Raw genomic sequence first — 24,950 nt, 5'->3', positions numbered from 1 at the left:
ATACGATTAAATATGGCATCCAGACGGGAACCGCGTGGTTCGATGCGTGCGGAACGCGGCTTTTGGGGCCGGGGATCGGGCCCGGTCTTGCGTCGGGGTTCGGGTTGGATCTGGGACTGGTTGTTGGCAGAGGTATGCGGCGAAGGTGAAGACGATGGCATAACCACCTAAACTACACCACAATGACCAGTAATTGAAGGGTGTTTTTGCAAGGTGACACAACGAACTTCGGTGCGACGACACAGGCAAGAAACCCGCTGTAACGCAGGTGACGACACCATCACAACGGAGAGAAACCGCCGATTCCCGTTATCCGAAATCTCATCGAACCTCAAGTCTGCGAGCCATAAAAGCTGCGGCATGTCTCAGATGGCGTGACGTCCAAAATCTCACCGAATTTCAGTTTTCACGGCGGGCGTGAACGGCGCACGGCACAATTATGGTGCACTTACAATGGGGGCATGAGCACAGCACCAAGGAACGCCGCCGCGAAACGCGACTGGGGTCACGACGAGACCGGCTGCACGGTGCTGCATATCGACATGGACGCCTTCTACGCCTCGCTGGAAATCGCGAGACATCCCGAGCTAAGAGGGCGGCCGGTCATCATCGGCTGGGATGGGCCACGCAGCGTGGTGTCGGCGGCCAATTACGAGGCACGAAAATACGGGGTGAACTCGGCGATGCCGATGGTGCGTGCTCGGCAGCTTTGCCCGGGTGGGGCGTATGTCAACGTCGACATGAAGTATTACAGAATGATGTCGAAACGTATCTTCGACGAGGTGTTCCGGCAGGTCACCGACCAGATCGAACAGGTCTCCGTGGACGAAGGCTACATGGACGTTTCAAGCGCGTTGCTGCGTTGGAAGTCGCCCAGCGTCATCGGCGCCTGGATCCGCGCACAAGTCACGGCACGATTCGGCATCACCTGTTCGGTGGGTATCGCGGCCAATAAACTCGTGGCGAAAATGGCCTCGACCAACGCAAAACCGGACGGGATGCTGCTGATCCCGAAGGCACAGCACGCGCAATTCGTTCAGATGATGCCGTTGCGCGGTATCCCTGGCATCGGACCGTCGCTCGAGAAGCGGCTCAACGAATGGGGTGTCAAGACCGTCGCCGACCTCGCTGAGATGGATGAAACCGCTTTGACACAGGCCACACGTTCGAAAATCACCGCGCACAACCTCTATCTCGCCGCACGCGGGCAGGACGAACGGCCTATCGTCACGCACGCGCCGGAAAAGTCCATCGGCGCCGAAATCACCTTCGAGCAGGACACGCGCAATTTCGCGGAAGTGCGGGAGCTTTTGCACCATTGCAGCAACGAGGTCACGCACGCCTTGCGGCAAAAGGGCCTAGTGGCGCGGACGGTGACGGTGAAACTGCGGTTCGCCGACCTGAGCTACTCCACCAAGGCGCATACGTTGGAACGGCCCATCGACACCGCCGCAGCCATGTATCCCGAATCCGTCGCACTGTTGAAGACCATGCTCAGGATGCCGGCCGATGCCGGAGACGACACTCCCCTGCCGCGTGAAATCCGCTTGGCCGGGGTCAGCGCCAGTTCGCTAAGCGCCAAGGGCTCCACCCCTGTGCAGCTGACGATCGACGATTTGCTCGGTGATGGCGCGGCCAATAGCAGCAGCGCGCAAAGCAATAGCCACCGCGATCCCAGCGCGGGAAGCAACGGTAACAGCAATCAGGGCAATGCGAACGACGCCAACCACACAGATGATGATTGCATTCGCCATAACACCGGCGATTATGAAGATGGGAATGAAGACAAGCCAACGTCTGCAGTAGCCATAAATGCCACCACTAACTTTCGCGGGCACACATTACCCAGTAACGAAAATGCTCAGAACCGCAGCAACGAAACGTTGGACACCACTGTTCCCATAAGTTCTGATTCGAGCGCAAAAAACACTAATTACGATAGTGACAACCAAATACCGATTGGAACAGGACCCAAAGAAGTCCAAAGTAACGAAAATGACCGAGGCAATCGCCAGGAACGCATACGCAGCGCCGAAAGCGTGCTCGACGCGGTACGCGAGCGCTATGGCACCGGCGCGGCCACCCTCGGCCTGGAACATGGCGACTGGAAGGCCAAGCAAATCGCCAACAACAGCAAGCCGGAGCAATAGCAGACCACATTCTTGCAAAAGATGCGACCAAAAGCACGAAAATCAAGGCTAAAACGTGCTTTTCGTCGCAGCAAACTCGTAACCGCGACCAAAAGCATGCGTTTCCGTGTTTTTGGTCGCGGTTACGAGTTTGCATTATGCGCCAATCGCGCCTTCAAAGGCGCTTCGTACAGGCTGAATCGCAAATATCGGTTTTCCGGACATCATGCAAGTTCAAAGACATATTGCACAACCAACAGATCGCTGCCAATCGAGCATGTAAAGGAAATCAGCTTTTACTCGTGATTCTTTTGACTTCTATCGCATCTTCAGCAATCCACCATATGCCGTTTGCGCACCCACGCCGGTCGAACCAACATGTCCTTGCACTGGGCATAGACCATTAGCGCGATGCCGGCAGCACCCATAAGAATCACCGGAACGATGCTGGCTTCGAGGCCGAAACTGCCGCCGGTCATGATGTCGGGACCGGACCATTGAGCCACGAGCCACGAATCCTGCTTGCCGTTACCGGACACGATGGATCCGAAAATCGGGCCTTCGGCGATGTTCCACATGGCATGCTCACCGATGCACACCCATAGTGAACGGGTGACAAAATACAGCGCCGCGGACAATATACCGTCCTCGATGGCGATGGCCAAGCCACCCCACAACGTACCATCCTGATTGCCCATGTGCATCAGTCCGAATACCAGCGCCGAAACCGCGAGCGCGCCCCAAGAGCCAAGCCACTCTTCGACCAAGCGAAGCAGCATGCCTCGCATCATGATTTCCTCGGCCACACCAGCGCAGATTCCCATGGAAATGATGTCCATCCACGGGTTGTAATGGGTGTTCAAGCCCAGAATCCGATAGTTGCCTGTGAGCGCGAGAATGCCAACACACAGAGCAATGGCGACGAAACCTATGACGCCGCCGACAATGAGCCCTTTCCACCTTGAAAACCGGAACTCAAGAGGAAGCGAGCGGTATTCCATGCCATAAACGACAACCAGATAACCTGCAATCGCAGCGGCAACCTCGGCCAGCATCTCAAAAAGTGCAACGGGAGAATGAACGTCATTGGCTTCGACCACTTTCCAATCACCAGTCGCCACGACACCTACCACTACGATGACCAGCGATGTAACGATTTCCACCAAAATGAATACGCCAATGAAAGCGAGCCCACGCAACAGCGGATTCAGCCTTTGAGGTTCGGCCGTTCCCGTCTTTGCGTTTTGTAAGCGCTCAGGATGGTCTTCCGTGAGCTGATCACCAGTTCGTATTGTCTGTTCGATGTGCATAGTCTCACAGGATAATCCAGCCGACTTACCGATGACATCCAATGCCGAGTGTAATCTCAGACATCGTTTCTTATTGCGGCAACGCCTACCGCCATGAACTATGTAAAGATGCGACGAAAAGCACGTGAATGGAGCCGTAAACGTGCTTTTCGTCACATTCTTGGTTTGGCTGCGACGAAAAGCATGCGCTTCCGTGCTTTTGGTCGCGGTTACGAGTTTGTGTTATAGGCTGATTGCATCTTCAAAGATGCGTTGCAAAGTCTAGATAGCAAATACCACCCTGAAGGTCACATATTGTATAAAAGTCGATTGCCACTTCATTCGCTTCTCAAATAATTCTCATAGTTATCCACATTTTCTACGTCACACAAGAAGTTATCCACGAAACGCCCGGGCAATTTGTAAAAGGGGTATCATTCGACCACATAACCTGGATTGAGTTGACATCACTCCCATAGTGCACCGTAACGTGATGTTATGAAAATAAACTCTCGTCTTACCGAGTTGCTGAGCCACGCCGAAGCCCAGCATCGATGTCTTCACGCTTGCGAGCATCGAGACCAGCAGCGGCTCAGGGCCTTGGTGGAATCCGGGGAAGTGACCCGACCGTGGCACGGACTTTACGTACGTACAGCAATCTGGCAAGAACTTGACCCCAGTGAACAGTATTTGTGGATCATCAGAGCGTTACACGATTGGCATCCGGAATGGAATTTCGCTGGAATCAGCGCCATAAGCGTTTACGGGATCGAGCATCCTTATTGGTTGCACGACCATAAGGAAGTTTTCCTGGCCACTGCCAAATCGATGAGTTCCCGAAAAGCAAAAGGGGTTCGATATATTCATGTTCCTGAAGTCGTTACAGTTCAGTCATCTCATATTTCGATAACATCCGCTGCGAGATCATTATGCGATTGCGCGGCTAGATATGAGTTTCATGAGGTGCTGCCAATGTTTGATTCTGCAATGAGGAAGAAACTGGTCAACGAACAAGCCATCATCAAGGCCAGTGCAAACGTACGGGTCGCCGACAGCAAAATCCAATCGCTTCTGCGCTTTGCCGATTGGCACAGCGAAAACTGCGGCGAATCGGTATGTCGCGCGATTATGCTCGAGGAAGGGTTCGGCAGGCCTAATCTACAGAATGAATTTCGAATTCCAACAGCCAATGGAGACATGCTCACTTACCGAGTCGACATGACGTATCGTTTGCCAAACAACAGGCTCATTGGCGTGGAGTTCGACGGGATGGACAAATACGTCAACCCTGACATGACAAACCATCGCAGTATCCGCCAAGTCGTACACGAAGAAAAGGAACGCGAACGTAATCTGCTCACCGCGACCCCAATCAAGAGGATTGTCAGACTTGATTTTATCGACATCATGCAGCGCACACGGCTAATTCAGAAACTCAGCGATGCAGGAGTGCCACGCAACTTTGAATACAAACGCTAATGCGACCAAAAGCACGAAAATCGACGCTAAAACGTGCTTTTCGTCGCAGCAAAATCAAAAACGCGACCAAAAGCATCAGAATACGTGCTTTTGGTCGCGTCGAGAATAGTCCCTCAGCCACGCAGACGGGCGACGACCTCGGCGATGGACGCGTCGGTGGCGGTAGCGGAGAAACGCAGGTGGGTGGGGGCGCCGTAGAACTCACCCGGGCTGGCGATGATGCCGAGGCGGGCCAGATCGGCCATGTCCTGCCAGCAGTCGCCGCTTTTCGCACGGACCCAGACGTAAAGCGCCCCTTGCGGCATGTGCGCATCGTAGCCGTAAGCACGCAGACCATCGACGAGCTCATGCAGACGCCTGTTATAACGGGCGCGTTGAGTACGAACCGCGTCGGAATCGCCCAACGCAGCAGCCATCGCGGCCTGAACCGGGCCGGGAATGATTTCGCCGATCTGCTTGCGGTAGACGGTCATCGGGCGGACAAGCTCTGGATCACCGGCAATGAGGGCGGTTCGGTAGCCGGCCATGTTGGACTGCTTGCTCAGCGAGTAGAGTACGAGAATGTCTTTGGCACTTCCGTCGCAGACGTCGGGCTGCAGCATGCAAGGTGCTGGCGCAGACTCGTCGTGAGAACTGAAATCTCGCTTCTCACTTTCCTCGGACTGCATGTTGCCAGGAGTTGAGCTTGTGTCTCCTGCAACAATGTTCTCAACGTTTTCAGGCGACGTCCCACTCGTTTGCTCGATAGAATGCCTATTGCTTATCTCGGCATTGGTATCGTCAGAGACATTATTGTCACCTTCCCACGTCAGCAATCCGTAGCATTCATCGGAAAGGACCACGGCGCCGATTTCGCGCGCGGCGGCAACGATGCCGTGCAGCTGGGAGGCCGAAAGCACTTCGCCGGTCGGATTGCTCGGGGAATTGACCCAAACGGCCTTGACCCCGGGAACGCAACGCCAGGAATCGACGTCTGCGATGTCGGCGGCCTTGTAGGTCTTGGCACCGGCCAGTTGGGTGCCGATATCGTAAGTGGGGTATGACACTTCGGGCTGCACAATGACATCGCCGGGACCGAAATGCAGCAGCGAGGCCATCAGAGCCACGGCCTCCTTGGAACCGACCGTAGGCACGAAATCGGCGCCGATCGCCTCGAAATCGACACCGCGATTGGCTAGGAACCACTCCGAGACAGCCTTGCGCAACATCTCGGTTCCTGCAACAGTAGGATAGCCATGGGCGTTGGGCGCATCGGAGGAAACCGCAAGCGCCTGCTGCACGCTCAGGGGCACAGAGTCGACCGGTGAACCGACGGAGAGGTCAATCATGCCACCGGGAGCGTTTTTCGCGGTTTCCTTGTACGGCGCGACGCGATTCCAATCGTAGGGAGAATCAAACCTGTAGAAACCCATTGCCGCCGCCCTTCACGTCGTTTCAATCAAAAGAAAACATCTACCTGCGATGATACCGGCGAGCGTGCCAAAACGAAATGGAAGAATGAAACAAATCCGCAATCGGACCGAAATCGTTCCAGCGTCAGTGTTTGCCATATCTAAGTTGTCGCGTCCACTTGAGGCGTAATACGTAATTGTCGTGCTTGAGCCATGCCAAAAAGACAAGACGCTCGCTGCACCGCCACGCACAAGTTGTCAATGCTCCCCAAAAACAAAACCCGCATGTCTTCACACCTGAAATGGAAGACACGCGGGCCAATAAAACTGAACCGAAAACCGAGCCTAAAGAACCAAGGAATCAATCCTGGTTCTGCGGGGGCAGCGCGGCGATGCGGGCCTCGTCCTTGCCGGACGGACCAGCGGCCTGGGCACCACCCAAATCACCGATGTCGTTGAAGTAGGTGACCGCAGCATCCTTGTACCAGGACCATTCCTCGGGAACGTCGTCCTCATAGAAAATCGCTTCGGTGGGACAAACCGGCTCGCAGGCGCCGCAATCCACACACTCGTTCGGGTTGATGTAGAGCGTGCGCTCGCCCTCATAGATGCAGTCGACCGGGCATTCGTCGACGCAAGCCTTGTCTTTGACGTCGATGCAGGGCTGGGCAATCACATAAGCCATTGAAGAGGCCTCCTTACAAGCTTCAAGTAGTATCAGCCTACGATTAAGCAACGACGGCCGAAACCGTCGTCCGTGATGCAAAGGAAACGCCGTAGAGTCGCCACCGGCGCTACAGGCGGCGCGCCTAGTGTCGGTTCTATCGTCAGCTATTGTCGACCAAGCACTCCGTAGGCTTCCGTAGACTTTTCCACGCGTTTCAAGGCTCAACGAGCATGTCCGCAACACGAATCCGCCCACTATATCGGCATACCTGCAAGTTCCTACGCTCTTCGGGTCTCCGCACTTTCTTCCGTCAGACCGGCCAAGTCCAGGTTTTCCTCCGCCTGTTCCACGTCCGCGTCAAGCTCGCCCGTACCAAGCAGGGAATGGCGATAGGAATAGCCGAAGTAGATGCAGAAGCCAATCAAGAGCCAGACCACGAACCGAATCCACGTCAGCACCGTGAGATTGAGCATCAGCCAGAGATTGGCCACGGCGATCAGGATTGGAACCCACGGGCTGCCGGGAATCTTGAACGAACGCGGCAGGTCGGGGCGCTTCTTGCGCATGATCGGGATGGAAATCGCAACCAAGGTGAAGGCGGAAAGCGTGCCGATATTGACCATGTCGGCCAGAATCGAGACATCGAAGCAGGACGAGACGATCGCGACGAGCACACCCACGGCGATCTGCAGCTTGGCGGGCGTGCCATGCTTGCCGACCTTGGAGAGACCGCGCGGCAGCAAGCCGTCCCGGCTCATCGCAAAGACCACACGGGTCAGGCCGAGCAACAGCACCATGACCACGGTGGTCAGACCGATGACGATGGCGAAGGAGATGATCTTGGCCGCCCAGGTCGCGCCCGCGAGCTCGAAGCCGGTGGCGAGCGACGGGTCCTTGGCCTTGGCGAGGTCCTTGTAGGAGACCATGCCGGTGGTGACGATGGCGACGAGCATGTACATGATGATGACCAACGCCATCCCCAGGCCGATGCCCAGCGGCACGTTGCGCTTCGGATTCTTGGCCTCCTCGCTGGCCGTGGCCACCACATCGAAGCCCAAGAACGAGAAGAACACCAAAGCCGCGCCGGAGACGATGCCGGAAACGCCGTAAACGGTGGGCTGCTGGCCAGTGACCCATTGCAGCAGCGGCTGGGTCATGACACCGCCGGAAGCCGGACCGAGGACTTTGCTGGCCGGTTCGGACGGCGGGATGAACGGGGTGTAGTTCGACATTTTGATATAGAAGAAGCCGACGATGACCACGAAAACGACGATGCCGATCTTCAGAATCGTGAACGCGCCGTCGACGCGGGCGCCGATTTTCGTGCCGAGCACCAGAAGCACCGTGAAGAACGCGACGACGATGATCGGAGCCCAGTCGAACGTGAACCGACCAAGATGAACCTCGGTGCTGGAGTTGAAGCCCATCAGGCGCAGGAAATCATTGAGGTAGACGCTCCAGTATTTGGAGACTACGGAACCGGCCATCAGCATCTCGAGAATCAGGTCCCAGCCGATGATCCACGCCACCAGCTCCCCAACCGTGGTATAGGTGAACGTATAGGCGGAGCCGGCCGCAGGAATCATCGAGGCGAATTCCGCATAGCACATCACCGCGGCCCCGCAGATGATGCCGGCGATAAGGAAGCTCAAAATGGCGGCGGGCCCGGCGTGGAAGGCCGCAGCCTGCGCGCCGATGGAGAAGATGCCCGCGCCCACGGCGACGGCCACCCCCATGACGGCCAGATCCCAGGCTCCCAGATTACGCACCAGCCTGCGGTCGCCGGTGGTCGTCTCAGCCAATGCCTGCTCCACCGATTTCGTCCTGAACAGTTCCATTCGACCCTCCCCCTTCACATCTTGAAGCCTTACGAAAATGTCAACTTCACCATAGGGATATGACATGACGAGAGCGTTACCGCAATTACATACCAGACCTTGTATTACAGATAAAACAGGACAATTATCTTATTGTTTTATCGTTGCGAACTGTTCGCGCGCAACGGCATTCCCGTTATCCCGCGAAGGCGACAATCACGTTGCTTGAATGACTGAATGCTTGCAATCCGGCAACCACCGCTCATCGCAGATCCATGCCCACAACCACCGGCTCGGGAACCAAGCGCACGCCGAACCGTTCTTCGACACCACCTTGGAGCGTTTTCGCAAGTTCGGCGACATCGCCGGCACTGGCGCCGTCGCGATTGGTCAGCGCGAGCGTATGCAGCGTTGAAAGGCCTGCTTTGGCGTCTTTGCGCACTTTGTAGCCTTTGTGGAATCCCGCGTGATCGATCAGCCACGCGGCTGAGGTTTTGACACCCGGCTTGCCGTCGGGCAGCATCGCGTCGAAGCACGGCGCATCTTCAGGAAGTGTTGCGGCCTGCGCCCGCGTCAATATCGGGTTCATGAAGAAACTGCCACAGCTGTGCCTGTCGAAGTCCGGCTTGGCCTCTTCAATACCGTCGGCAACGGCCCCACCTTCCGACTTCGCCGAATCGCGCTGCAACGCCGAGGCCTGGGCGATATTGCTCCGGTCTTTGCAGCCTTGCATCCATCGCGAGGCATATCGACCGGTATCTTCCAGCATGCCCTTTAAGGCACGTACCCGCAGCACGGCCTGGCGAATCGCCGCAATCGGCATCCGCTCCCCCATTTCAACGCCGAGCGCCTTGGCCAGCTGGCCGAACGCCACCTCGCCGGTGTCGCTGCGCTGCAACGTAAAGGTTACAGAAAGCACCACGTAACGCGGTGTCGGGAAATAGTGGTCCGCTGGCTTTGCAGGAGCGCTATACATGCTGGATTTGAGAGCCGAACTGCGGTATCCGAAATGCATATCGTCAGGGCTGAGCTTCCGAATATCGCCGTTTTTACGGTCGAAAACCCGTACCGAAGACACGGACGAGGCCACTTCCTGACCGTATGCACCGATATTCTGCACCACCGACGCGCCTACAGTGCCGGGAACACCGGAAAGCCCTTCCACTCCGGAGAAACCGGAGGAAACGCAGAACGCAACGAAATCGTCCCAATTCGCTCCGGCTTCGGCCACGATTTTGACCGCTCCTGCAGTTTCATTTACAGCAATCCCTGTCTTCAGAACCGAAATACCGTGCCGTTTGTCGCGCACGACAACACCATGGAGGGGCTCATCAGAAATGAGTAGATTCGACCCGCCGCCGATGACTAAAAGCGGGAAGCTCGCATTATCGGCGCTGCGCACCGCGGCGATGAATTCCTCTTCGGTTTGCGGCTCAACGAACCGATCGACAGGCCCGCCCACACCGATGGTGGTCAATTGCGCCAATGCCGGTGTTTCCAACGCTGACGTTCCGAAATGTTGCGAATCCGTCTGCCTCATCATGCCGTCGTCACCAATCTTTCCGTGTATCGCCTGTATCAGCCGTTGCGCGTATCTGCGCGGCAGGTATCATTTTTGCTTCTTTGCCATTGCAGCCGCAATTTCCGCGGCCCGAATATGAAAAAAGCCCGACCGAAGTCAGGCTTCTCAACGTTTCAAACTCAACGAGTCTCGCGGTGCACGGTTTCCTTGCCGCAACGAGGGCAGAACTTCTTCAACTCAAGACGATCGGGAGTGTTGCGACGATTCTTCGTCGTGATGTAGTTACGCTCCTTGCACTCCGTGCATGCCAGCGTGATGCCCGGACGGACTGCGGCGCTTTTGCTTGCCATTGGTTCACCTTCTGCGTGTTGTTTCTTACCGGCTTCTGTCGGAAGTTTGTAGCGGGAAAGAGACTCGAACTCTTGACCTTACGATTATGAGTCGTACGCTCTAGCCAGCTGAGCTATCCCGCCAGAGAGCCTCGGGTGAGAATCGGACTCACGACCTCTTCCTTACCAAGGAAGTGCTCTACCACTGAGCTATCGAGGCGTGGCGGATAGTGGATTCGAACCACTGAAGCTATCAGCGGCTGATTTACAGTCAGCTCCCTTTGACCGCTTGGGAAATCCGCCAATTACTCACTTCTCAGTTTTAAAACCTCGAAGCAGGCAACTTGACTATAATGGCACGAACTGCAGACGGATGCAAGCCCACGACACGCCTAGTGTGTCGCAACAATAATGCCGCCAGACCAACAAAACGTTGGAATGGCGGCATTTTGGCAAGATTTTATATGACAGAGACTTTTAGGCTTTCATCTTTCACCTGTTGATTTTCAGGCAATTCCGTCGGCTTTCAGGCTCTTGCAGACCTCAATGACCTTATCGTTGGCTTCGGTCTCGCCGATGGAGATGCGGATGCCCTCGTCGTCGAAAACGCGGGTGGAGAGGCCGGCCGCGGTGAAGCGCGCGGCGGCCTCGCCGGTCTTGCTGCCGAGCGGCAGCCAGAAGAAGTTCGCATACGGCTCCGGGAAGTCCCAGCCCTGCTCGCGCAACGCCTTGACTACGCGGCCGCGTTCGCCAATCAGCGCCTGCACGCGCTCCATCAGCTCGTCCTTGGCGTCGAGCGAGGCGATGGCCGCGATTTGCGCGGATTGAGTGACACCGAAGGGCAGCGACATCTTGCGCATGCCGGTGATGACGTCGGGCTGGGCGATGCCGTAGCCGATACGCAGTCCTGCCAGTCCATAGGCCTTGGAGAAGGTGTGCGCTACCACGATGTTCGGGTACTCGCGGTAAAGCTTCATGCCGACGCTGGTGTCGGGAGCGGTGTTGAAGTGGATGTAGGCCTCGTCGAAGAGCACGATGACGTCGCTCGGCACGGCCTCCATCAGGCGGCGGGCGTCCTTGTCGCTTACGGACGAGGAAGTCGGGTTGTTCGGGTTGTTGACGATGATCATGCGGGTCTTGTTGTTGATCGCGGCGATCATCGCGTCGATGTCGTGGCCGCCGTCCGCGCGATTCGGAATCTGGACGCTGGTCGCACCCGCGCCGGAGACGATGATCGGGTAGGCCTCGAAGCTGCGCCACGGGTAAATCACCTCGTCGCCGGGACCTGCCAAGAGGTTGGTGAGCTGGGTGATGACCTCGGTGGAGCCGCAACCGAGGACGATCTCGTCCTGGCCGACCTCGTAATCCTTGGCAAGGCGTTCGATGACCTGCCATCCGCCCATATCCGGATAGCGGTTGATGCGGTCGAGCGCGTGGTCTTCGATGGCCTTCTGCACGCTGGGAAGCGGCGGGTACGGATTCTCGTTACTGGAGATCTTGAAGGACTTCTGGCCCGCGACTGCGGGGGCCGGCCTGCCCTGCTTGTAGGCAGGGATGGTATCAACAATGGCACGATGTTTGAAAGTCATAACCGCATTGTAAGTCGGAACGAGAGATATTGCACATTTCGCAGGCCGTTTTTAAGACGGATTAAAACAAAATGCGTCCCAGCCGTTTGAAGGGCTGAGACGCATCGATAAAACCTGGCGAAAGGGCAATCAGTTCATGATCGCGAGCACGTCGCGGGCACCGACGATGAGGTAATCCTCACCGTTGTAGTGCACCTCGGTGCCGCCGTACTTGGAATAGAGCACCTTGTCCCCGATCTTGACGTCCATCGGGATGCGGTTGCCATTGTCATCGCGACGACCCGGGCCGACGGCCAGGACTTCACCCTGCTGCGGCTTCTCCTTGGCGTTGTCCGGAATGTAAAGACCGGACGACGTCTGCGTCTCCGCTTCGGCTTGCTTCACAATAATCTTGTCTTCCAACGGTGTAAGTGAGATCGACACTGTGGACCTCCTCTTTCTTTATGAGAGTTGCATTTCCTCGCGCGAGGACACCGCTTTCAGAGGCTGACGATCACTTTCGGCACCGTCCCTTTGCGCTTACCTGTCTATCGTAGCGCGAAAATTAGCACTCTGCCAACCCGAGTGCTAACGCTCTGAGTGAAACCTTCACAATTCAAAACAGCAAACGTTGATTTTTCAACGAACAACCGAAGCACAGACGAAGCAATAAAAATCCGAACGTACCGCTCAGACGTTGCGCCGTTCGAGAATCTTTTCAAGTCCAGTTCCCAATGAATCCGACGACACCGCCGGCGCCTCCGTATCCGCAGAGACTTCTTCAGCGTGGAACTTCTCGGGATCGCTGGTATAAGCCGGCTTCTCGTCCTTCGCCTTGCCGTTACGCTCGGCGGCGGCATGTCCACGCTTGGCTGCGGCACGAATCCGCTTGCGGCTCTTCTTCGAAATCAGCCTGCCCACGGAACCTTTTGCCGGTTCGACTTCGGATTTGGACTCGGAAATAGCAGAAACCGAAGAACCTGAATCCTTTTGCACATCCCTGGTGGCCTGATCGGCAGATTCCTTCTTATGCTTCGACGTCGATGAAGAGCCGGCTTCCGTCTTGTTTGCAGTTGCCTTGGCGACTTGGCGCATGGACTTGATCTCAAGGCTCTTCGGCTCTTCGCTTTTGACCTCCACGCCGTTGCGCGGAGCACCCAATGAGAACGAAATGAGATCCTGGTTCGGGGCCAGATCGACCAGGTCCAAAGCCTGCGCCGGATGGACCTGCTTGAGTTCGTTGGTGGCATCGCTCGGCTCGACCTGTGGCTGCTTGGCGACCGAATTCACCTTGTCGGAGCCATTGGCTGCAGTATGCTGGCGACGCTCGTTTGCCGGCTTGGAAGTCTGCTTCTTCGCCGATGCCGGAGCAGCCTTAGCCTGTGTATTCGGCCTGCGCTTGGAAGACGATGGCGAAGTTGGCTTGGATTCGGTTTTCTCTTCAACCGCGGCGGAACGCTTCGCCTGATTGCCGGACTTGGTCTCTGCTTTCTTGCCCGTAACCGTTTGCTTGGCGGCGGCCTTCGCCTTCTCACCCTTCGCCTCCGAGCTGGCGGCAGAAACCTTCTGGCTGACCTTGGCCTGCGCTTTGGCGCGGCGGTTTTCGATATGCTCTTTTTCAGCCCGGGACTGCTTCATGGCCTTTTGGATTTCCTGCTCGGCCATCAGACCGGTGGGCTGCTCGTCACTGGAAACGGAGGTTTGCGAAATCTTGCCGGCGACTTCGGCATTGGCATTGGCCTTGGCGGACTGGGAATCGGTGCGGACCGAACCGTCACGACGGGATTGATGGGCCTTGGCCTGCGCGGCACGCTTCGCCTTGAGATCACGCTCCCATGCCCTGGCATGGTTGGCCGTACGCACGCCCAACGCCACGACGACGGCCAGCAAGGCCGCGGGAATCAACGCGAACAACGCACTGAACTTCAACGGGAACGAAATAGCAAGTACGATCAGCGTAACAACCAACAACGTGGCGGAAATGATGGCACGACGATGTGCCGCCTCGCGACGAAGCTGACGTATATGCGCGATTCTGGCACGTTCCTTCATGGCCTTTGTGGGTCGTGCAACCGATGCCTTCGCTGGGCTCGCGGCAATATCTTTTCGCTCCGATTGCATGACAATCCCTTTCGCCGAAGGCCGCCACTCATCGCTGAAACGAGTACCGCTATCGGCATCCACCAGATGCAGCGACGGCGAGTATTTGTCCTCGCGATGCTCGACCACCCTTTTCATGCTATCCGCGGTGCGCCGCGGCAGCCAGCCAAGTATCAGGATAACGAGAATGACCAGTACAACAACGCCGCTCACCCACGCATAATCCATAGCTTTAAGAATAGATAGTGTTGGTGACTTTTTACACACGTGTAGTTTGCGCGTGTCATACAAGCAGACGGCGCGTAAAACCAAGCGGCGCGTCCTCAGCCAGCAGGCTATAGACGTCGTGGTCTCGCCACTGGCCATGAATGTACATGCTTTTGAGTCTCAGGCCCTCGCGGTGGGCCTGCAATTTCTCCGCTACCCTGCGGGAACGTTGGTTTTCCGGCAGCATCGATATTTCCAAGCGGTGCAGCCGGGGGCCGGTCGGACTGAACATCGCCCAATCCGCAAGCATCGCTACGGCCAACGGCGCGACACCGTGCCCTGCGTGACCTTGATCGACCCAATAGCCGATATTGCCGCTGCGCATCGAGCCGTAACAGATCGCGCCCACCGAAATCTGGCCGATAATGGCCATCTGGTATTCGATGACGAAAAGCGCTCCGACTCCAGTTGCTTCATCATTACGCTGCCGCTGCAGCCAGGTGTTGAACGTCAGTCCGGGACCGTGCATCGGATCGTTGGAATCCCAAGGCTCAAGCCACGCGGCATTGCGTTGTCTGGTTTCGTTCCATCCCGCCTCGTCCTCGGCGCTCAGCGGACGCAGTCGAATTTGCATGGCGCCCTCGGGCGGGACCAACTCGGCCGGCATGGTGATGGCGTTGGGGTTGGGCGCAAGCACGTTGCGCAGCGATCGAAAGACTGACACACGTCCATAGTACCCATCCGTCCTCCACTCGCAGCAATGTCACAGCTCGTCGATAGATCGCTGTCTAGGTAGTATGAGCGTATGAACGACAAAGCAGAGAAAATCGACGCACACAAACAGGTCATGCGGCATGAAGCCATCCGCATACGCAAGGAAATCGGCGAAGGCGAGCGGGCAGAGGCCGGCGAGCGATTGGGGAAACTAGCTGCGTCACTGGTGAATAATTCGCCAACCGTCGATCTGAAGCCTGGAGACAGCGCGGCGGCTTACGTTTCAATGGGGACGGAAGTGCCGACGTTTGAATTATTGGACACGCTTGTTCAACGCGGGTTGCGAATGCTGGTGCCTCGACTTGGCAAGGGCCGCGATATCGGATGGAGCGAATATGACGGAAAAACCGGACTCCGTCAGATGCCACACACCGCTACGGGCGGGTTAAGACCGGCGGAACCGGAGGGCGAGATTTTAGGACCTGAAGCCATTGCCGACGCGAAAATCGTCTTTATCCCGGCCTTCGCCATCGACCTTGACGGCACACGACTCGGTCGCGGGGGTGGCTGGTACGACCAGGTTCTCGGGCTTTGCCGGGAGGATGCACTGAAAATCGGGGTCTGCTGGGACCGGGAATTCATCGATCATCACCACGCCGTGCCTCGAGAGGAGCACGATATCCCGGTCGACGTCATAATGACAGATAAGCGAATTATCACCATATGACATCGATCGTCAAGGGGCCGGCACCGCGATGACGTCGGAACGCCTCATACGACTTGAATAAGCTATATTCCTTGAAAGCGTTCTGCCGGTAATCCGCATATCGGAATATCGAAAACCGATACTTTCCATCAGTTAAATCCTCGCCGACCGGTTGCCAAGCATCCCTTGACTTCACCGGAAACGAACGCGCGTCAGGGCTGGGACTAGGATATGTACAGTTGACTTGTTGAGATTTTACTTTGTGGAGGGACCGTTGCCTACTTATCACTACCGTTGCAAGAATTGTGGATACGATTTTACCGAGCAGCAGTCATTCTCCGACGATCCGATCACCGTTTGCCCGAAATGCGGCAAAGAACAGGTACGCAAGGTCTATTCCGCAGTTCCCATCGAGTTCAAGGGGCACGGCTTCTACCGCACCGACAAGGGCGGGTCGTCGTCTTCTTCCAAAAAGTGACTGCGGACTGATTAAGTCTTAGAAATTTTCAGAAAGCCGATAACTTGCCTTGATGCAGGTGCCGGCTTTCGTGTTTTGGAAATCATCGATTGATTGACGGATTTCGGATGTGGATAACCCGTTTCGCACTCCACCATGACACGCCTCAAATGTTCATAACCCCTAGCATCCGACCACAGTACCCGTTTTCGTTCCGATGATTTTGCGTTTTGGTTCATCATGGAATCATGAACCTTTTTCATCACACCGGCAAACAGAGCCTAGGCGTAAAGAAACCGACGCTCAGGCAACGACGCACCATACGGCAAACACGCACCATGCTCGCGGCGTTGTGCGTGGGGCTTGCCGTTTTCTTTGCGTTGCAGTCGATTTCCAGCAGCATTGCCACCAAAACCGCGGTCGCGGCGACGCGCGCCATCAAACGCGGGCAGACCATCCATGCCGATGATCTCAAAACCGTACAGATTGCCGACAGCCCCGCATTGGCGAGCGTATTCAGCTCAGATGCCGACGTGAAAGGACTGATCGCGCAGGTGAACATCGAAACCGGCAGCATCATCGCCCGGCCGATGGCACGCGCCTCGCCGGTAATCGGGCACGGGCTGACTGCCATTGACGTCAAAATCAGCGGATCGACAAACGGGCTGATCCCCGGCGACAAAGTCTCGCTCGTAGGCAGCGCCGGATGCGAAGCCGTGCCGAATCTTCCGGCTCAAAACCCTCCGGCGAACCAGCACCCGAAAGACGATTCGACACCGAGAGGCTCTCCCGACGGAAACGATTCGGAAAACGGGGAAGCGTCAAAAAACCAGTCGGATGCCCCTGAAAGCGACGATAAAGGCAACGATGACGGCAATGACGATGCTGCACGGGCATCAAACGAGGCAATGGCAACGCCATCGGATGGTCAGACGTGTACGTTGGTAAGACTTGCGACGGTCACCGGCAGCCCACATCGCGACGATGGCGGCAACGTCACCACCCAACTTGCCATGCCGCCGCAGGATGCCGCGCGCATCATGGCGGTGCAGGAACGTATGCCCATTATGGCCGCCAAACTCTAGCTGGCAGGAATCTCAATATAAAGCGAGGAAGTCAAGGAGGAGATCATGAACGGAAAACAGACCGGCAAAACAATTCCAGGCTAATAAACAGGAAAGGGTGATGGTTTTACTATCACCATCACCCTTTAGCGATAAACGCCAAGCCCTACTTGTCGCGTTCACTGAAAATGGCCCAATGCGGGGGCAGCTCACGCAGGATGCGGCTGTCGTCGTCATCCTGCTTGCTACCTTGCGGACGGCGGTCTGACGGGTCGGTTTCGACGCCATCGACGTCGAAACGTTCGCTGCCCTTGCGCACCACGCGTTTATGGGTACGCGACGTTCGACGGTTCGGATCATAGGCCTGCGCCATCAGCGAACCTCTCGGTAGAGCTCGCTGATACGGCTGACGATCCGGTCGACTTCCTTGTCCGGGTTGACGAACGCGGCGACGCTCCAGACGGTCATGACCGACCAACCGAGCGTTGTCAGATCCTGCATCAGCACACGATGACGCTTGCGGGTGGACTGGATTCCCATGAACTGCGCGTCATCGGTCATCACCGCCAGCGAGAACGGCTTGTCTTTGAGGCCGACGACCAGAGGAATGGAGGCACCACCATCGAAACCGTAATTCGCAGCGACCCTGAGCCCGCGCGCTCGGATGCGATCGGCCAGATCGTTGAACAGTACATTCTTGCCTTTGAGCGACACCGAGGGACGCACCACTTCCTTGCCCAGGCCCTCAGCCCATTTGAGCATGACCTTCAGAAGCTTCGGACCCGGCTGGTGAAGACGGTCATCCTCCATGTCGGCGGAGCCGAAGGCCGAAATGATATCGACATTGCGGTCGGCCAAGGCGAGGGCGTCAAGCAGCTTGCCGTCGCCACCCTCGCCTTCCAACGAACCGAACTGCTGAAGCAGGCGGCCGTGAGAGGTCTTGGCGAAGCACAGCGAAAGGATGACATCGCTGGCTCGCACGCCGGCGATCTCGTCGATGTCGACCAGGCGCACATGGCGAAGGAAACGCCCCATGGCCTCATCCTTCAACGAAAGGGACTTCAATTCGGCACCAAGCCTCGTGCGGAAGACCGGGGTCAGGGTGACCACGGCGAGCAAATAACCGGCCGGCACCACGGTGAAGGCGGCGGCACGTTGCTTAATGACGGCGATGACCTCGTCGATCTCCTGCTGGCTACTTTCCACCAATCCCGTGGCAAGCACCGGCACGCCGTTGGCTTCGACCCTGTGGAAGCGAACCCTGCCCTGCACCGATTCCGCAGCCACGTCTCGGCGGGCATTGCCGTAGCCCTGCGCCGAAAGGAACAGGGAGAGCCGGGGATCGCGGCAAACAGGCCGAGAATCAATCGTGACCTTCGGCAGCAAAGCGACCAGGGCGTTCACCGATTCGGAGGTGATGGTGGATTGATGGGCGATGACCACCACGCGCCTGGCACGACTCAAAACGCTCAGCAACTCAAGGGAGGGAATATGGGAGGCGGCATCGATGATGGCCACATCGGCGATAGGCTGGGGATCGCTCAGGACGGCAAGAGTGAAAGGCGTGGCCATGATGACGGGCTTCACCGCCGCAAGGATCTGCGGATATTCACGGGTGATATGGCTCAGCGGCACATGCACGTTGCTGGCCAGCAACGTGTGCAGCTGGTTGGCCTCCTGGGTGTGAGAGAAAAGCATATCGCACAGGTGACGCATGGCTTCCTGCTCAAGCATGGGCCCCACGGAATTGACATGATCAATATCGACCTGCACGAACCGGTCGGCCGCGGACTGCAACGCGGAACCGTCCTGGTTGGAGATAATCGCCGAGGACCGCACGATATCCTCAAAGACCGTCGTCCACCAGGAAAGCTGAAGCTCGCCTTCCACGCCGTCCACGGACACGCGGCGGTTGCGCATGTCTTCAATCAGCGCGTCAAGCCCCACGGCGTGGAATTCGCGTTCAAGGCCGGCACGCCCCGGCAACGTATCCAGAGCCTTACGGTCGGAATACAACGCCTTGAGTCGGGTCTCGAGTCGGGCCAAGTCAACGGTTTGCAGATCGCCGCCCTCAAGCGTGGTGGCGAGCACGGCATCGAGAGCGGTGATGTCGCGCATCAGGGCTTCCTGCGTCTCAACTATCGTATCCAGCTTCGGCGGAAGCACGGGCCATCCGCCATGAGGCACGATTTCATGCCATTGTTCCGATTGCTTGTCCACAACCTTCAACGCATCGTGCAGGTCCTCCACCTGGGAGCCAGCCCGAAGCAGACTCTTGGCCTCTTTGACATGCCGACGACGCTCCCAGAAGCCCATGCTCGTCCCCTCGGTCTTGCGCTGGGCCTTGGGCTTGCTCGCCTCAATCATCGAGTCGATGTCGCGTTCGAAAATCTCGGGCTGGAAGACGTCGAGCACGCGGCGCAGGTTCTTCAACACCGTGACCTGACGGCCCCACTCCTGTACCGTCGACGGCACCGGGAACCCACAGGTTTCGGCGACGGACGCCACCTGGTCACGCGTTGCGGGAAGAAGGCGCTGCAGCAGATTCTCGACCTTCTGATAGGCATTGACCGCGTCACTTTGCGTGAAAAGCGAGGCACCGTACCAAGGCGTGGTCTGCGGGCCGACAGTGAATTCGCCGTATTCGCCGGCTTTGCGAAGCTTCTTGATCCAATCTTGCATATGCGGGGCGATGGCCCTCGCGGTTTCATTGGAAAGGCGGACATGCGTAGCCGGATGGCTCGGCATTGCGGAAATGCTGGCCAGATTCTGGATGGTCTGGTAGGCGGAAACGCCCCACTCCTTGCTTACCCCGTGCAGATCGCCGAGGTAACGGGTCAGCCGCGAGCGCACCCCGACGAGCTCATCGGAGACCTGATCGAAACGGGCGACAGCGGCGCCGGGTTGAAAGCCGACGGCCGCAATCAGTTCCTGGTCGATTTGTTGCGCGGCCTTGGAATCGGCCATATCCACCACGCGACTGCTCAGATGGCAGGAATCCATTTCGTGGGTGAAACGTTTCTTCTGCCCTGCCACTGCTGGCACATAAAGCACCGTCCGCCCGGCGGATATACAGCGGGAGGCGATTGCGGCGGCGATTTGCGCCGTATCGTTGCCAGAGGCATCGTCGAGAAACAGCGAATGGCCCTGCGCCGCCATATTCGCGGCATACCGCACGACATTGTCGACGTCCCCGGCCTCGTGCTCACTGTGGGGATCGGCATCGAAGGGACTGAAACTCGGAAGTTTTGCATCCTTCAAAGCGCTGATGGCATCGGCGTTGCCGGCCAATGCGTCAAGGGCGGTGTTGCCGCTGGGGCCCTTGGCCAGGGAATCGATGATACGGCGGCTTTCGGCGAGCATCTTGGTGGCTGGGTCCATGAAGCAACCCAAGATGATATTGCGTTCGATGTCGAAATCCGGAACCGCGAACTTGACCTCGTCGGTGATGGCGGTGAACACGGAAGAGGTGTCGGGAGTGCCGCTGGCATAGTTCCTGCCATCAAAAAGGGCGGTCTCGTCGATATCGACATGCTGGTCGTGCATCGCGGTGGTGAACGCGGGATTGAGGCTGACATGTCCAGTGAAACGGATGACGGCATCAGTTTCGCGGCCGCCCGGCTTGCGGTGTACCTCGACCGGATAGAGCAGGACCGGAACGGAATTGCCTTTCCACGTGGCCACACCGACCACCAGGGAGAGTTCGGCGACCCCGGCGGACCGCGTTCTGACGGCTTTGTCGTCGAGGACACGCTCGAGCCTACGGCCGGCCGCACGCAGCATCCCCGCATCGCGGAACATGGAGTCGAGGGTGGTGTGACCGCTGGCGAAGAGCTGGGCGATGCCGGAAGGATGGGCATGGGTCAGATCGAGTTGCGCGGCGAGCTGTCCGACGTCCTCCAAAGGCGAAGGAACCAACCCGCTGCGATAGCTGTCATACCATTTGCGCATCCGTTGGATGCCGTTTACTGTCTGGTTCGTCTCGCTCATTGTTTGCGTCCCTCCCCGACCTCTTTACGATACTCGATATACCCGGAATTTTGCGAAAGCGCAGCGTCGACATCATCGTTGCCCACCGCCGAAAGCCATGCATACAAATCGCCGTACAACGAAGGGTTCATAGCCAGGAACGGCAGGAGCTCAGGGTGCTTCGCCATTTCGAACTGCACCGAGAAGTCCGTGGTTTGCTTGGCTTCCTGCGAGCTCATACCCTCCACTTCGACTTCGGGCTGCGGCTGGTCGAAGTCGCCGTTCGACACCTTTTCGAACACCGAACCGGGCTCAAAGGCTGGTTTGAAGGTTTGTTGCGCATCGAACGAGCTGCCGCCGGCATTCGGGGTTTGGACGAACGCCGGGGAATCCACAACATCCCGGATCGGAGGCATGAACTTGTTGCGCTCCTCGGTTGCCTTGCGTTTCGTCTCGTCGTTTTGCGGTTCCTGCACAACGATTGGATTCGAGCGGGAACGGGAACCGCCGCCCTGCCGGGAGCTTTCATCCATGGCGACGAATACCGGAGCGTCATGGTCGGCTGAAGTCTGGCCGGAAGCCTGACCACCCGTTACACTGCCAAACCGATTTGCCTGCTGCTCTGGCTGGGCGAGGCGCTGTGCCTGCTGATCCTGCTGCTGCAGCTGGGCAACCTGCTGCGCGGCTTTCTGTGCTTGCTGCTGCTGAGCTTGCTGAACTTGCCCGGTCTGACGCTGCTGCGCTTGAGCGGCAGCCACATTGCCGCCATCAACGTTGGTCGGCGCCTGTGCTGCCACCGACGAATTCATCGGTTGTTGCACGCGGGAGGCATCCCCGGAAATCTGCTCATCTTTTTGACGCGAAGGCAGCGACACCTGCCGCACTGGTGCCCCGGTCTGCGATGATTTGCTTTCGCCGAGGCGAGCGGTTGCGGCCACCGACGGTTTCGTGGATTTGTTGCCGGTTGCGGAGGGCTGGGCAGATTTTACTGCCTCGGCGCCTTTGTCTTCGGTCTCGCTCTCCATGGCGTCTTTGAACAGATCGCGCGCCTTGGCGTCCTCGACCTGCGGATCGGGTGCGATCACGTTCAGCGAAATCTGGTCGATGGCATGGTCGGCTTGCGGGCTTTCGGGTTTTTGGCTGGTGCCGGCCTCGGTTGGCGACGGGGTGTCGGCGGCAATATCGTCGGCGCTGGTAGCAGCATCCTTGGCTGCCTGATCATCCGGAGTCGGGGAATCACCATTGCCCTGCGCCCTGGCGGCAGCCGAAGCCCCAATGCGGCTAGCCACATCGGCGGCGCTGAACGCCGTGGTGGGCTCCCCCGCACGCAGATTCAGTATGTCGTCAACGGACATATCGTTCAGGTCAGGCTCGACATCGGCGCTTTCCGCACCGGTGACCGCGTAGTCGAACAGGTCGGTAATCTGGTTGCCGCCTTCGTCATCGTCGTCGACATCGACACGGACGAAATCGACGGGAACATCGCCGAACTGCAATCTCATCGGCGAATCCGGCAAAATGAAATCCTGATTCGGCGTCAGCGGACGCAAGCCCTTTTCCTCGACCACGTACGAGCCGTTGGTGGAATTCAGATCGGTGACCGAAGCACCGCCATTGGCCGCCACCGTGAACACCGCGTGACGTTTCGACATCGAACGCGTGTCGTCGTCGATCTCCAGGCGGCGATGCCCATCATCAGCAAGCGCTCGCAGAGGCCTACGGCCGATCTCAACGTTTTCGCCGGGCCCGACATCGACTTTTGTGGAGCCATTGACTTTGATGACCCAATGTTTCGTCGTTCGCGGATCAGACACCTTGCGGCCTCCCCATATACACTTTGCTCATGCTCATGCCATTGTGCCATGTTTGTCTTGAATCCGACAGAAAAATGGCAGACATTGACAACACTCACTCATGAGCCTGTCCTTGCTTTTGCTTTCAAGGACACGCCTTAGGTACTACGATAGCCGACAAAATGAACAAACCCTGCGAGCGGAGATTCCGCGCACAGGGTTTGTAACAATTTCTTTGGATTCAAACGGCTAACTGTCTAAAAAGCGTCGGCCGCGAAATCCGCAAGAAGGAAAGAACTACTTGAGTTCGACGGAGCCGCCGGCCTCTTCGATCTCGGACTTGGCCTTCTCGGCGTCTTCCTTCTTGGCCTTCTCGAGGATGGTGGCAGGAGCACCGTCGACGAGCGCCTTGGCGTCAGCCAGGCCCTTGCCGGTGATGTTCTTGACGGCCTTGATGACCTGGATCTTCTTGTCGCCGAAGGAGGAGAGGACCACGTCGAACTCGGTCTTCTCATCTTCGCCGGCACCTGCACCAGCGGCAGGAGCAGCGGCAACGGCAACAGCCGGAGCGGAAGCTTCGACATCGAACTCGTCCTCGAACTTCTTGACGAAGTCGGAGAGTTCAACCAGGGTCATTTCCTTGAACGCATCGAGGAGCTCATCGCTTGAGAGCTTAGCCATAATGGCTTCCTTTCAATCATGGCGGCGGATTTTTTGTTGGGTTCCGTCACCTAAATTCTTAAATTTCTTTAATTATTCACTACAACTGCTAAAAATCTACGCGGCCAAAGCCTCGCGGAAATCAAGCGGCCTTTTCCTGCTTCTCGCGCAGGGCGTCGAACGTACGCACGGCCTTTGTAGGCAGAGCAACGAACGTGCGAGCGGCCTTGGCCATAGAGCCCTTGAGGTCGCCTGCCATCCTGGAGAGCAGGGTTTCGCGAGATTCGAGATCCGCGAGTTTCATGAAGCCTTCGGCATCGTACATGGTTCCGTCTGCGAAACCACCCTTGATGACGAGGGCCGGGGTTTTCTTGGCAAAGTCACGCAGGACCTTCGCAGCCTCGACGTAATCACCCTTCACGAAGGTGATTGCGGAGGGGCCGGCGAGCGCTTCATCGAAGCCCTCGTACCCAGCCTCTTTGGCGGCGATGCGAGCGAGCGTGTTCTTAGCCACTGAGTAGGAAGTATCGCGGCCTAGCTTTTCGCGCAGATCGGAAATCTGCGGAACGGTAAGCCCGCGGTACTCGGTAAGGTAAACCGCATCGGCGTTACGGAATTGATCCGTAAGCTCGGCGATCACCGCTTCCTTTTCGGGCCTTTTCATGGCGTTCCTTCCTGAGTCGACCATTGATTGGGAAATTCGGAACGTTGCGGCTTTGTGGGCGATTTATCCGTTGCTGCGAAATCGCAACCCTACAAAAAATGCCCTGCACATAGGCAGAGCACCATACCGGCCACTTGCGCGACCCGCCTCTTACCGAGGCTTATGACATTCAACCTATGCTGGCTTGGCGAACCAAACTTCGAGAGGCTTGCACCTCTAACCAACAGTCTGTGGTTTACAGATGAATAGTATACGGACGCCGCCCGACCGCGCGACACGCCCCGCTGCAAACCAGCGGCAGAAATACCCGTGGGACGTTGCCGCTACTTCCCTGCTGAACGTCGCTGCGACCAAAAGCACGAAAAGTAGGCAGAAAACATGCTTTTCGTCGCAACTTCACCATTAACGCGACCAAAAGCACGAAA

19 protein-coding genes, 3 tRNA genes and 1 pseudogene are annotated in these 24,950 nt (G+C 57.4%); 5 read left to right on the top strand and 18 right to left on the bottom strand.

The window, feature by feature from the left end:
* Nucleotides 1-461 precede the first annotated feature (461 nt).
* Nucleotides 462-1,622, top strand: a pseudogene (dinB, locus tag PT279_RS02290) (DNA polymerase IV); the annotation flags it as partial.
* Between the two features lie 836 nt (nucleotides 1,623-2,458).
* Here the strand turns inward: dinB and PT279_RS09245 are convergent.
* The gene (locus PT279_RS09245; RefSeq protein ID WP_277165038.1) at nucleotides 2,459-3,292 is read right to left on the bottom strand and encodes a CPBP family intramembrane glutamic endopeptidase; all 834 of its coding nucleotides are present in this window, start codon (nucleotides 3,290-3,292) and stop codon (nucleotides 2,459-2,461) included.
* A 624-nt stretch (nucleotides 3,293-3,916) separates the two neighbouring features.
* Here PT279_RS09245 and PT279_RS02280 point away from each other — a divergent pair.
* A complete protein-coding gene (locus PT279_RS02280; RefSeq protein ID WP_277165036.1) occupies nucleotides 3,917-4,897 on the top strand; it encodes a hypothetical protein in 981 nt (326 codons plus the stop codon).
* A 113-nt stretch (nucleotides 4,898-5,010) separates the two neighbouring features.
* Here PT279_RS02280 and PT279_RS02275 read toward each other — a convergent pair whose 3' ends face one another.
* From PT279_RS02275 to PT279_RS02220, 12 genes are all read right to left on the bottom strand, one after another.
* On the bottom strand, nucleotides 5,011-6,309 hold the full coding sequence (locus PT279_RS02275; protein WP_277165034.1) for an aminotransferase class I/II-fold pyridoxal phosphate-dependent enzyme: 1,299 nt from the start codon (nucleotides 6,307-6,309) through the stop codon (nucleotides 5,011-5,013).
* Nucleotides 6,310-6,649: 340 nt separating this feature from the next.
* On the bottom strand, nucleotides 6,650-6,973 hold the full coding sequence (gene fdxA / locus PT279_RS02270; RefSeq protein WP_277165032.1) for a ferredoxin: 324 nt from the start codon (nucleotides 6,971-6,973) through the stop codon (nucleotides 6,650-6,652).
* A 260-nt stretch (nucleotides 6,974-7,233) separates the two neighbouring features.
* Nucleotides 7,234-8,793 (bottom strand): amino acid permease, encoded by a 1,560-nt coding sequence (locus tag PT279_RS02265; RefSeq protein WP_277165030.1) that lies wholly within the window; start codon nucleotides 8,791-8,793, stop codon nucleotides 7,234-7,236.
* Nucleotides 8,794-9,034: 241 nt separating this feature from the next.
* Nucleotides 9,035-10,312 carry a UDP-N-acetylmuramate dehydrogenase gene (locus tag PT279_RS02260; RefSeq protein WP_277165236.1) on the bottom strand — a complete coding sequence of 426 codons (1,278 nt, stop codon included), beginning with the start codon at nucleotides 10,310-10,312 and terminating at the stop codon, nucleotides 9,035-9,037.
* 161 nt (nucleotides 10,313-10,473) lie between these two features.
* On the bottom strand, nucleotides 10,474-10,644 hold the full coding sequence (gene rpmG / locus PT279_RS02255) for a 50S ribosomal protein L33 (RefSeq protein ID WP_277162537.1): 171 nt from the start codon (nucleotides 10,642-10,644) through the stop codon (nucleotides 10,474-10,476).
* 49 nt (nucleotides 10,645-10,693) lie between these two features.
* A tRNA-Met gene (locus PT279_RS02250) sits at nucleotides 10,694-10,767 on the bottom strand.
* Between the two features lie 4 nt (nucleotides 10,768-10,771).
* A tRNA-Thr gene (locus PT279_RS02245) sits at nucleotides 10,772-10,843 on the bottom strand.
* Nucleotide 10,844: 1 nt separating this feature from the next.
* Nucleotides 10,845-10,926 (bottom strand) — tRNA-Tyr (locus PT279_RS02240).
* A 203-nt stretch (nucleotides 10,927-11,129) separates the two neighbouring features.
* Nucleotides 11,130-12,212, bottom strand: coding sequence for a histidinol-phosphate transaminase (locus PT279_RS02235; RefSeq protein ID WP_277165028.1), 1,083 nt, complete (start codon nucleotides 12,210-12,212; stop codon nucleotides 11,130-11,132).
* 129 nt (nucleotides 12,213-12,341) lie between these two features.
* Nucleotides 12,342-12,635, bottom strand: a complete 294-nt coding sequence (groES, locus tag PT279_RS02230) for a co-chaperone GroES (RefSeq protein ID WP_277165026.1) — start codon at nucleotides 12,633-12,635, stop codon at nucleotides 12,342-12,344.
* A 246-nt stretch (nucleotides 12,636-12,881) separates the two neighbouring features.
* Nucleotides 12,882-14,504 (bottom strand): hypothetical protein, encoded by a 1,623-nt coding sequence (locus tag PT279_RS02225; protein WP_277165024.1) that lies wholly within the window; start codon nucleotides 14,502-14,504, stop codon nucleotides 12,882-12,884.
* Between the two features lie 70 nt (nucleotides 14,505-14,574).
* A complete protein-coding gene (locus PT279_RS02220) occupies nucleotides 14,575-15,165 on the bottom strand; it encodes a GNAT family protein (protein WP_277165234.1) in 591 nt (196 codons plus the stop codon).
* Nucleotides 15,166-15,303: 138 nt separating this feature from the next.
* Between PT279_RS02220 and PT279_RS02215 the strand changes: the two genes are divergently transcribed.
* The 3 genes from PT279_RS02215 to PT279_RS02205 all read left to right on the top strand — a co-directional run bounded on the left by PT279_RS02215 (nucleotide 15,304) and on the right by PT279_RS02205 (nucleotide 17,460).
* A complete protein-coding gene (locus PT279_RS02215; RefSeq protein ID WP_277165021.1) occupies nucleotides 15,304-15,939 on the top strand; it encodes a 5-formyltetrahydrofolate cyclo-ligase in 636 nt (211 codons plus the stop codon).
* 253 nt (nucleotides 15,940-16,192) lie between these two features.
* On the top strand, nucleotides 16,193-16,396 hold the full coding sequence (locus PT279_RS02210) for an FmdB family zinc ribbon protein (RefSeq protein ID WP_277143778.1): 204 nt from the start codon (nucleotides 16,193-16,195) through the stop codon (nucleotides 16,394-16,396).
* Nucleotides 16,397-16,623: 227 nt separating this feature from the next.
* Complete coding sequence (locus PT279_RS02205; protein WP_277165019.1) at nucleotides 16,624-17,460, top strand: SAF domain-containing protein; 837 nt, start codon at nucleotides 16,624-16,626, stop codon at nucleotides 17,458-17,460.
* Between the two features lie 145 nt (nucleotides 17,461-17,605).
* Here the strand turns inward: PT279_RS02205 and PT279_RS02200 are convergent, their stop codons facing one another.
* The 5 genes from PT279_RS02200 to rplJ form a co-directional block, all read right to left on the bottom strand.
* Nucleotides 17,606-17,812 carry a hypothetical protein gene (locus PT279_RS02200; protein WP_277165017.1) on the bottom strand — a complete coding sequence of 69 codons (207 nt, stop codon included), beginning with the start codon at nucleotides 17,810-17,812 and terminating at the stop codon, nucleotides 17,606-17,608.
* The gene (locus PT279_RS02195; RefSeq protein WP_277165015.1) at nucleotides 17,812-21,429 is read right to left on the bottom strand and encodes a helicase; all 3,618 of its coding nucleotides are present in this window, start codon (nucleotides 21,427-21,429) and stop codon (nucleotides 17,812-17,814) included. Before PT279_RS02195 ends, PT279_RS02200 begins: the two co-directional genes overlap by 1 nt.
* The gene (locus tag PT279_RS02190) at nucleotides 21,426-23,222 is read right to left on the bottom strand and encodes an FHA domain-containing protein (RefSeq protein WP_277165013.1); all 1,797 of its coding nucleotides are present in this window, start codon (nucleotides 23,220-23,222) and stop codon (nucleotides 21,426-21,428) included. The genes PT279_RS02195 and PT279_RS02190 overlap by 4 nt, the downstream gene beginning before the upstream one ends.
* A 276-nt stretch (nucleotides 23,223-23,498) precedes the next feature.
* On the bottom strand, nucleotides 23,499-23,882 hold the full coding sequence (gene rplL / locus PT279_RS02185) for a 50S ribosomal protein L7/L12 (protein ID WP_277165011.1): 384 nt from the start codon (nucleotides 23,880-23,882) through the stop codon (nucleotides 23,499-23,501).
* A 121-nt stretch (nucleotides 23,883-24,003) separates the two neighbouring features.
* Nucleotides 24,004-24,525: a 50S ribosomal protein L10 gene (gene rplJ / locus PT279_RS02180; RefSeq protein ID WP_277165009.1), complete on the bottom strand. Its 522-nt coding sequence runs from the start codon at nucleotides 24,523-24,525 to the stop codon at nucleotides 24,004-24,006.
* Between the last annotated feature and the right edge of the window lie 425 nt (nucleotides 24,526-24,950).

Source organism: Bifidobacterium sp. ESL0784, from assembly GCF_029433295.1.
Classification (GTDB): domain Bacteria; phylum Actinomycetota; class Actinomycetes; order Actinomycetales; family Bifidobacteriaceae; genus Bifidobacterium.
Note: the sequence above shows the minus strand (reverse complement) of the source record. Positions and strands in the feature narration are given on the sequence as shown.

What these genes read in the sequence shown, in the direction of transcription:
- PT279_RS02280 (WP_277165036.1), top strand. Translation starts at nt 3,917, where the DNA reads ATGAAAATAAACTCTCGTCTTACCGAGTTGCTGAGCCACGCCGAAGCC.
- PT279_RS02275 (WP_277165034.1), bottom strand. Translation starts at nt 6,309, where the DNA reads ATGGGTTTCTACAGGTTTGATTCTCCCTACGATTGGAATCGCGTCGCG.
- fdxA (WP_277165032.1), bottom strand. Translation starts at nt 6,973, where the DNA reads ATGGCTTATGTGATTGCCCAGCCCTGCATCGACGTCAAAGACAAGGCT.
- PT279_RS02265 (WP_277165030.1), bottom strand. Translation starts at nt 8,793, where the DNA reads ATGGAACTGTTCAGGACGAAATCGGTGGAGCAGGCATTGGCTGAGACG.
- PT279_RS02260 (WP_277165236.1), bottom strand. Translation starts at nt 10,312, where the DNA reads ATGAGGCAGACGGATTCGCAACATTTCGGAACGTCAGCGTTGGAAACA.
- rpmG (WP_277162537.1), bottom strand. Translation starts at nt 10,644, where the DNA reads ATGGCAAGCAAAAGCGCCGCAGTCCGTCCGGGCATCACGCTGGCATGC.
- PT279_RS02235 (WP_277165028.1), bottom strand. Translation starts at nt 12,212, where the DNA reads ATGACTTTCAAACATCGTGCCATTGTTGATACCATCCCTGCCTACAAG.
- PT279_RS02220 (WP_277165234.1), bottom strand. Translation starts at nt 15,165, where the DNA reads ATGCCGGCCGAGTTGGTCCCGCCCGAGGGCGCCATGCAAATTCGACTG.
- PT279_RS02215 (WP_277165021.1), top strand. Translation starts at nt 15,304, where the DNA reads ATGAACGACAAAGCAGAGAAAATCGACGCACACAAACAGGTCATGCGG.
- PT279_RS02205 (WP_277165019.1), top strand. Translation starts at nt 16,624, where the DNA reads ATGAACCTTTTTCATCACACCGGCAAACAGAGCCTAGGCGTAAAGAAA.
- PT279_RS02200 (WP_277165017.1), bottom strand. Translation starts at nt 17,812, where the DNA reads ATGGCGCAGGCCTATGATCCGAACCGTCGAACGTCGCGTACCCATAAA.
- PT279_RS02195 (WP_277165015.1), bottom strand. Translation starts at nt 21,429, where the DNA reads ATGAGCGAGACGAACCAGACAGTAAACGGCATCCAACGGATGCGCAAA.
- rplL (WP_277165011.1), bottom strand. Translation starts at nt 23,882, where the DNA reads ATGGCTAAGCTCTCAAGCGATGAGCTCCTCGATGCGTTCAAGGAAATG.
- rplJ (WP_277165009.1), bottom strand. Translation starts at nt 24,525, where the DNA reads ATGAAAAGGCCCGAAAAGGAAGCGGTGATCGCCGAGCTTACGGATCAA.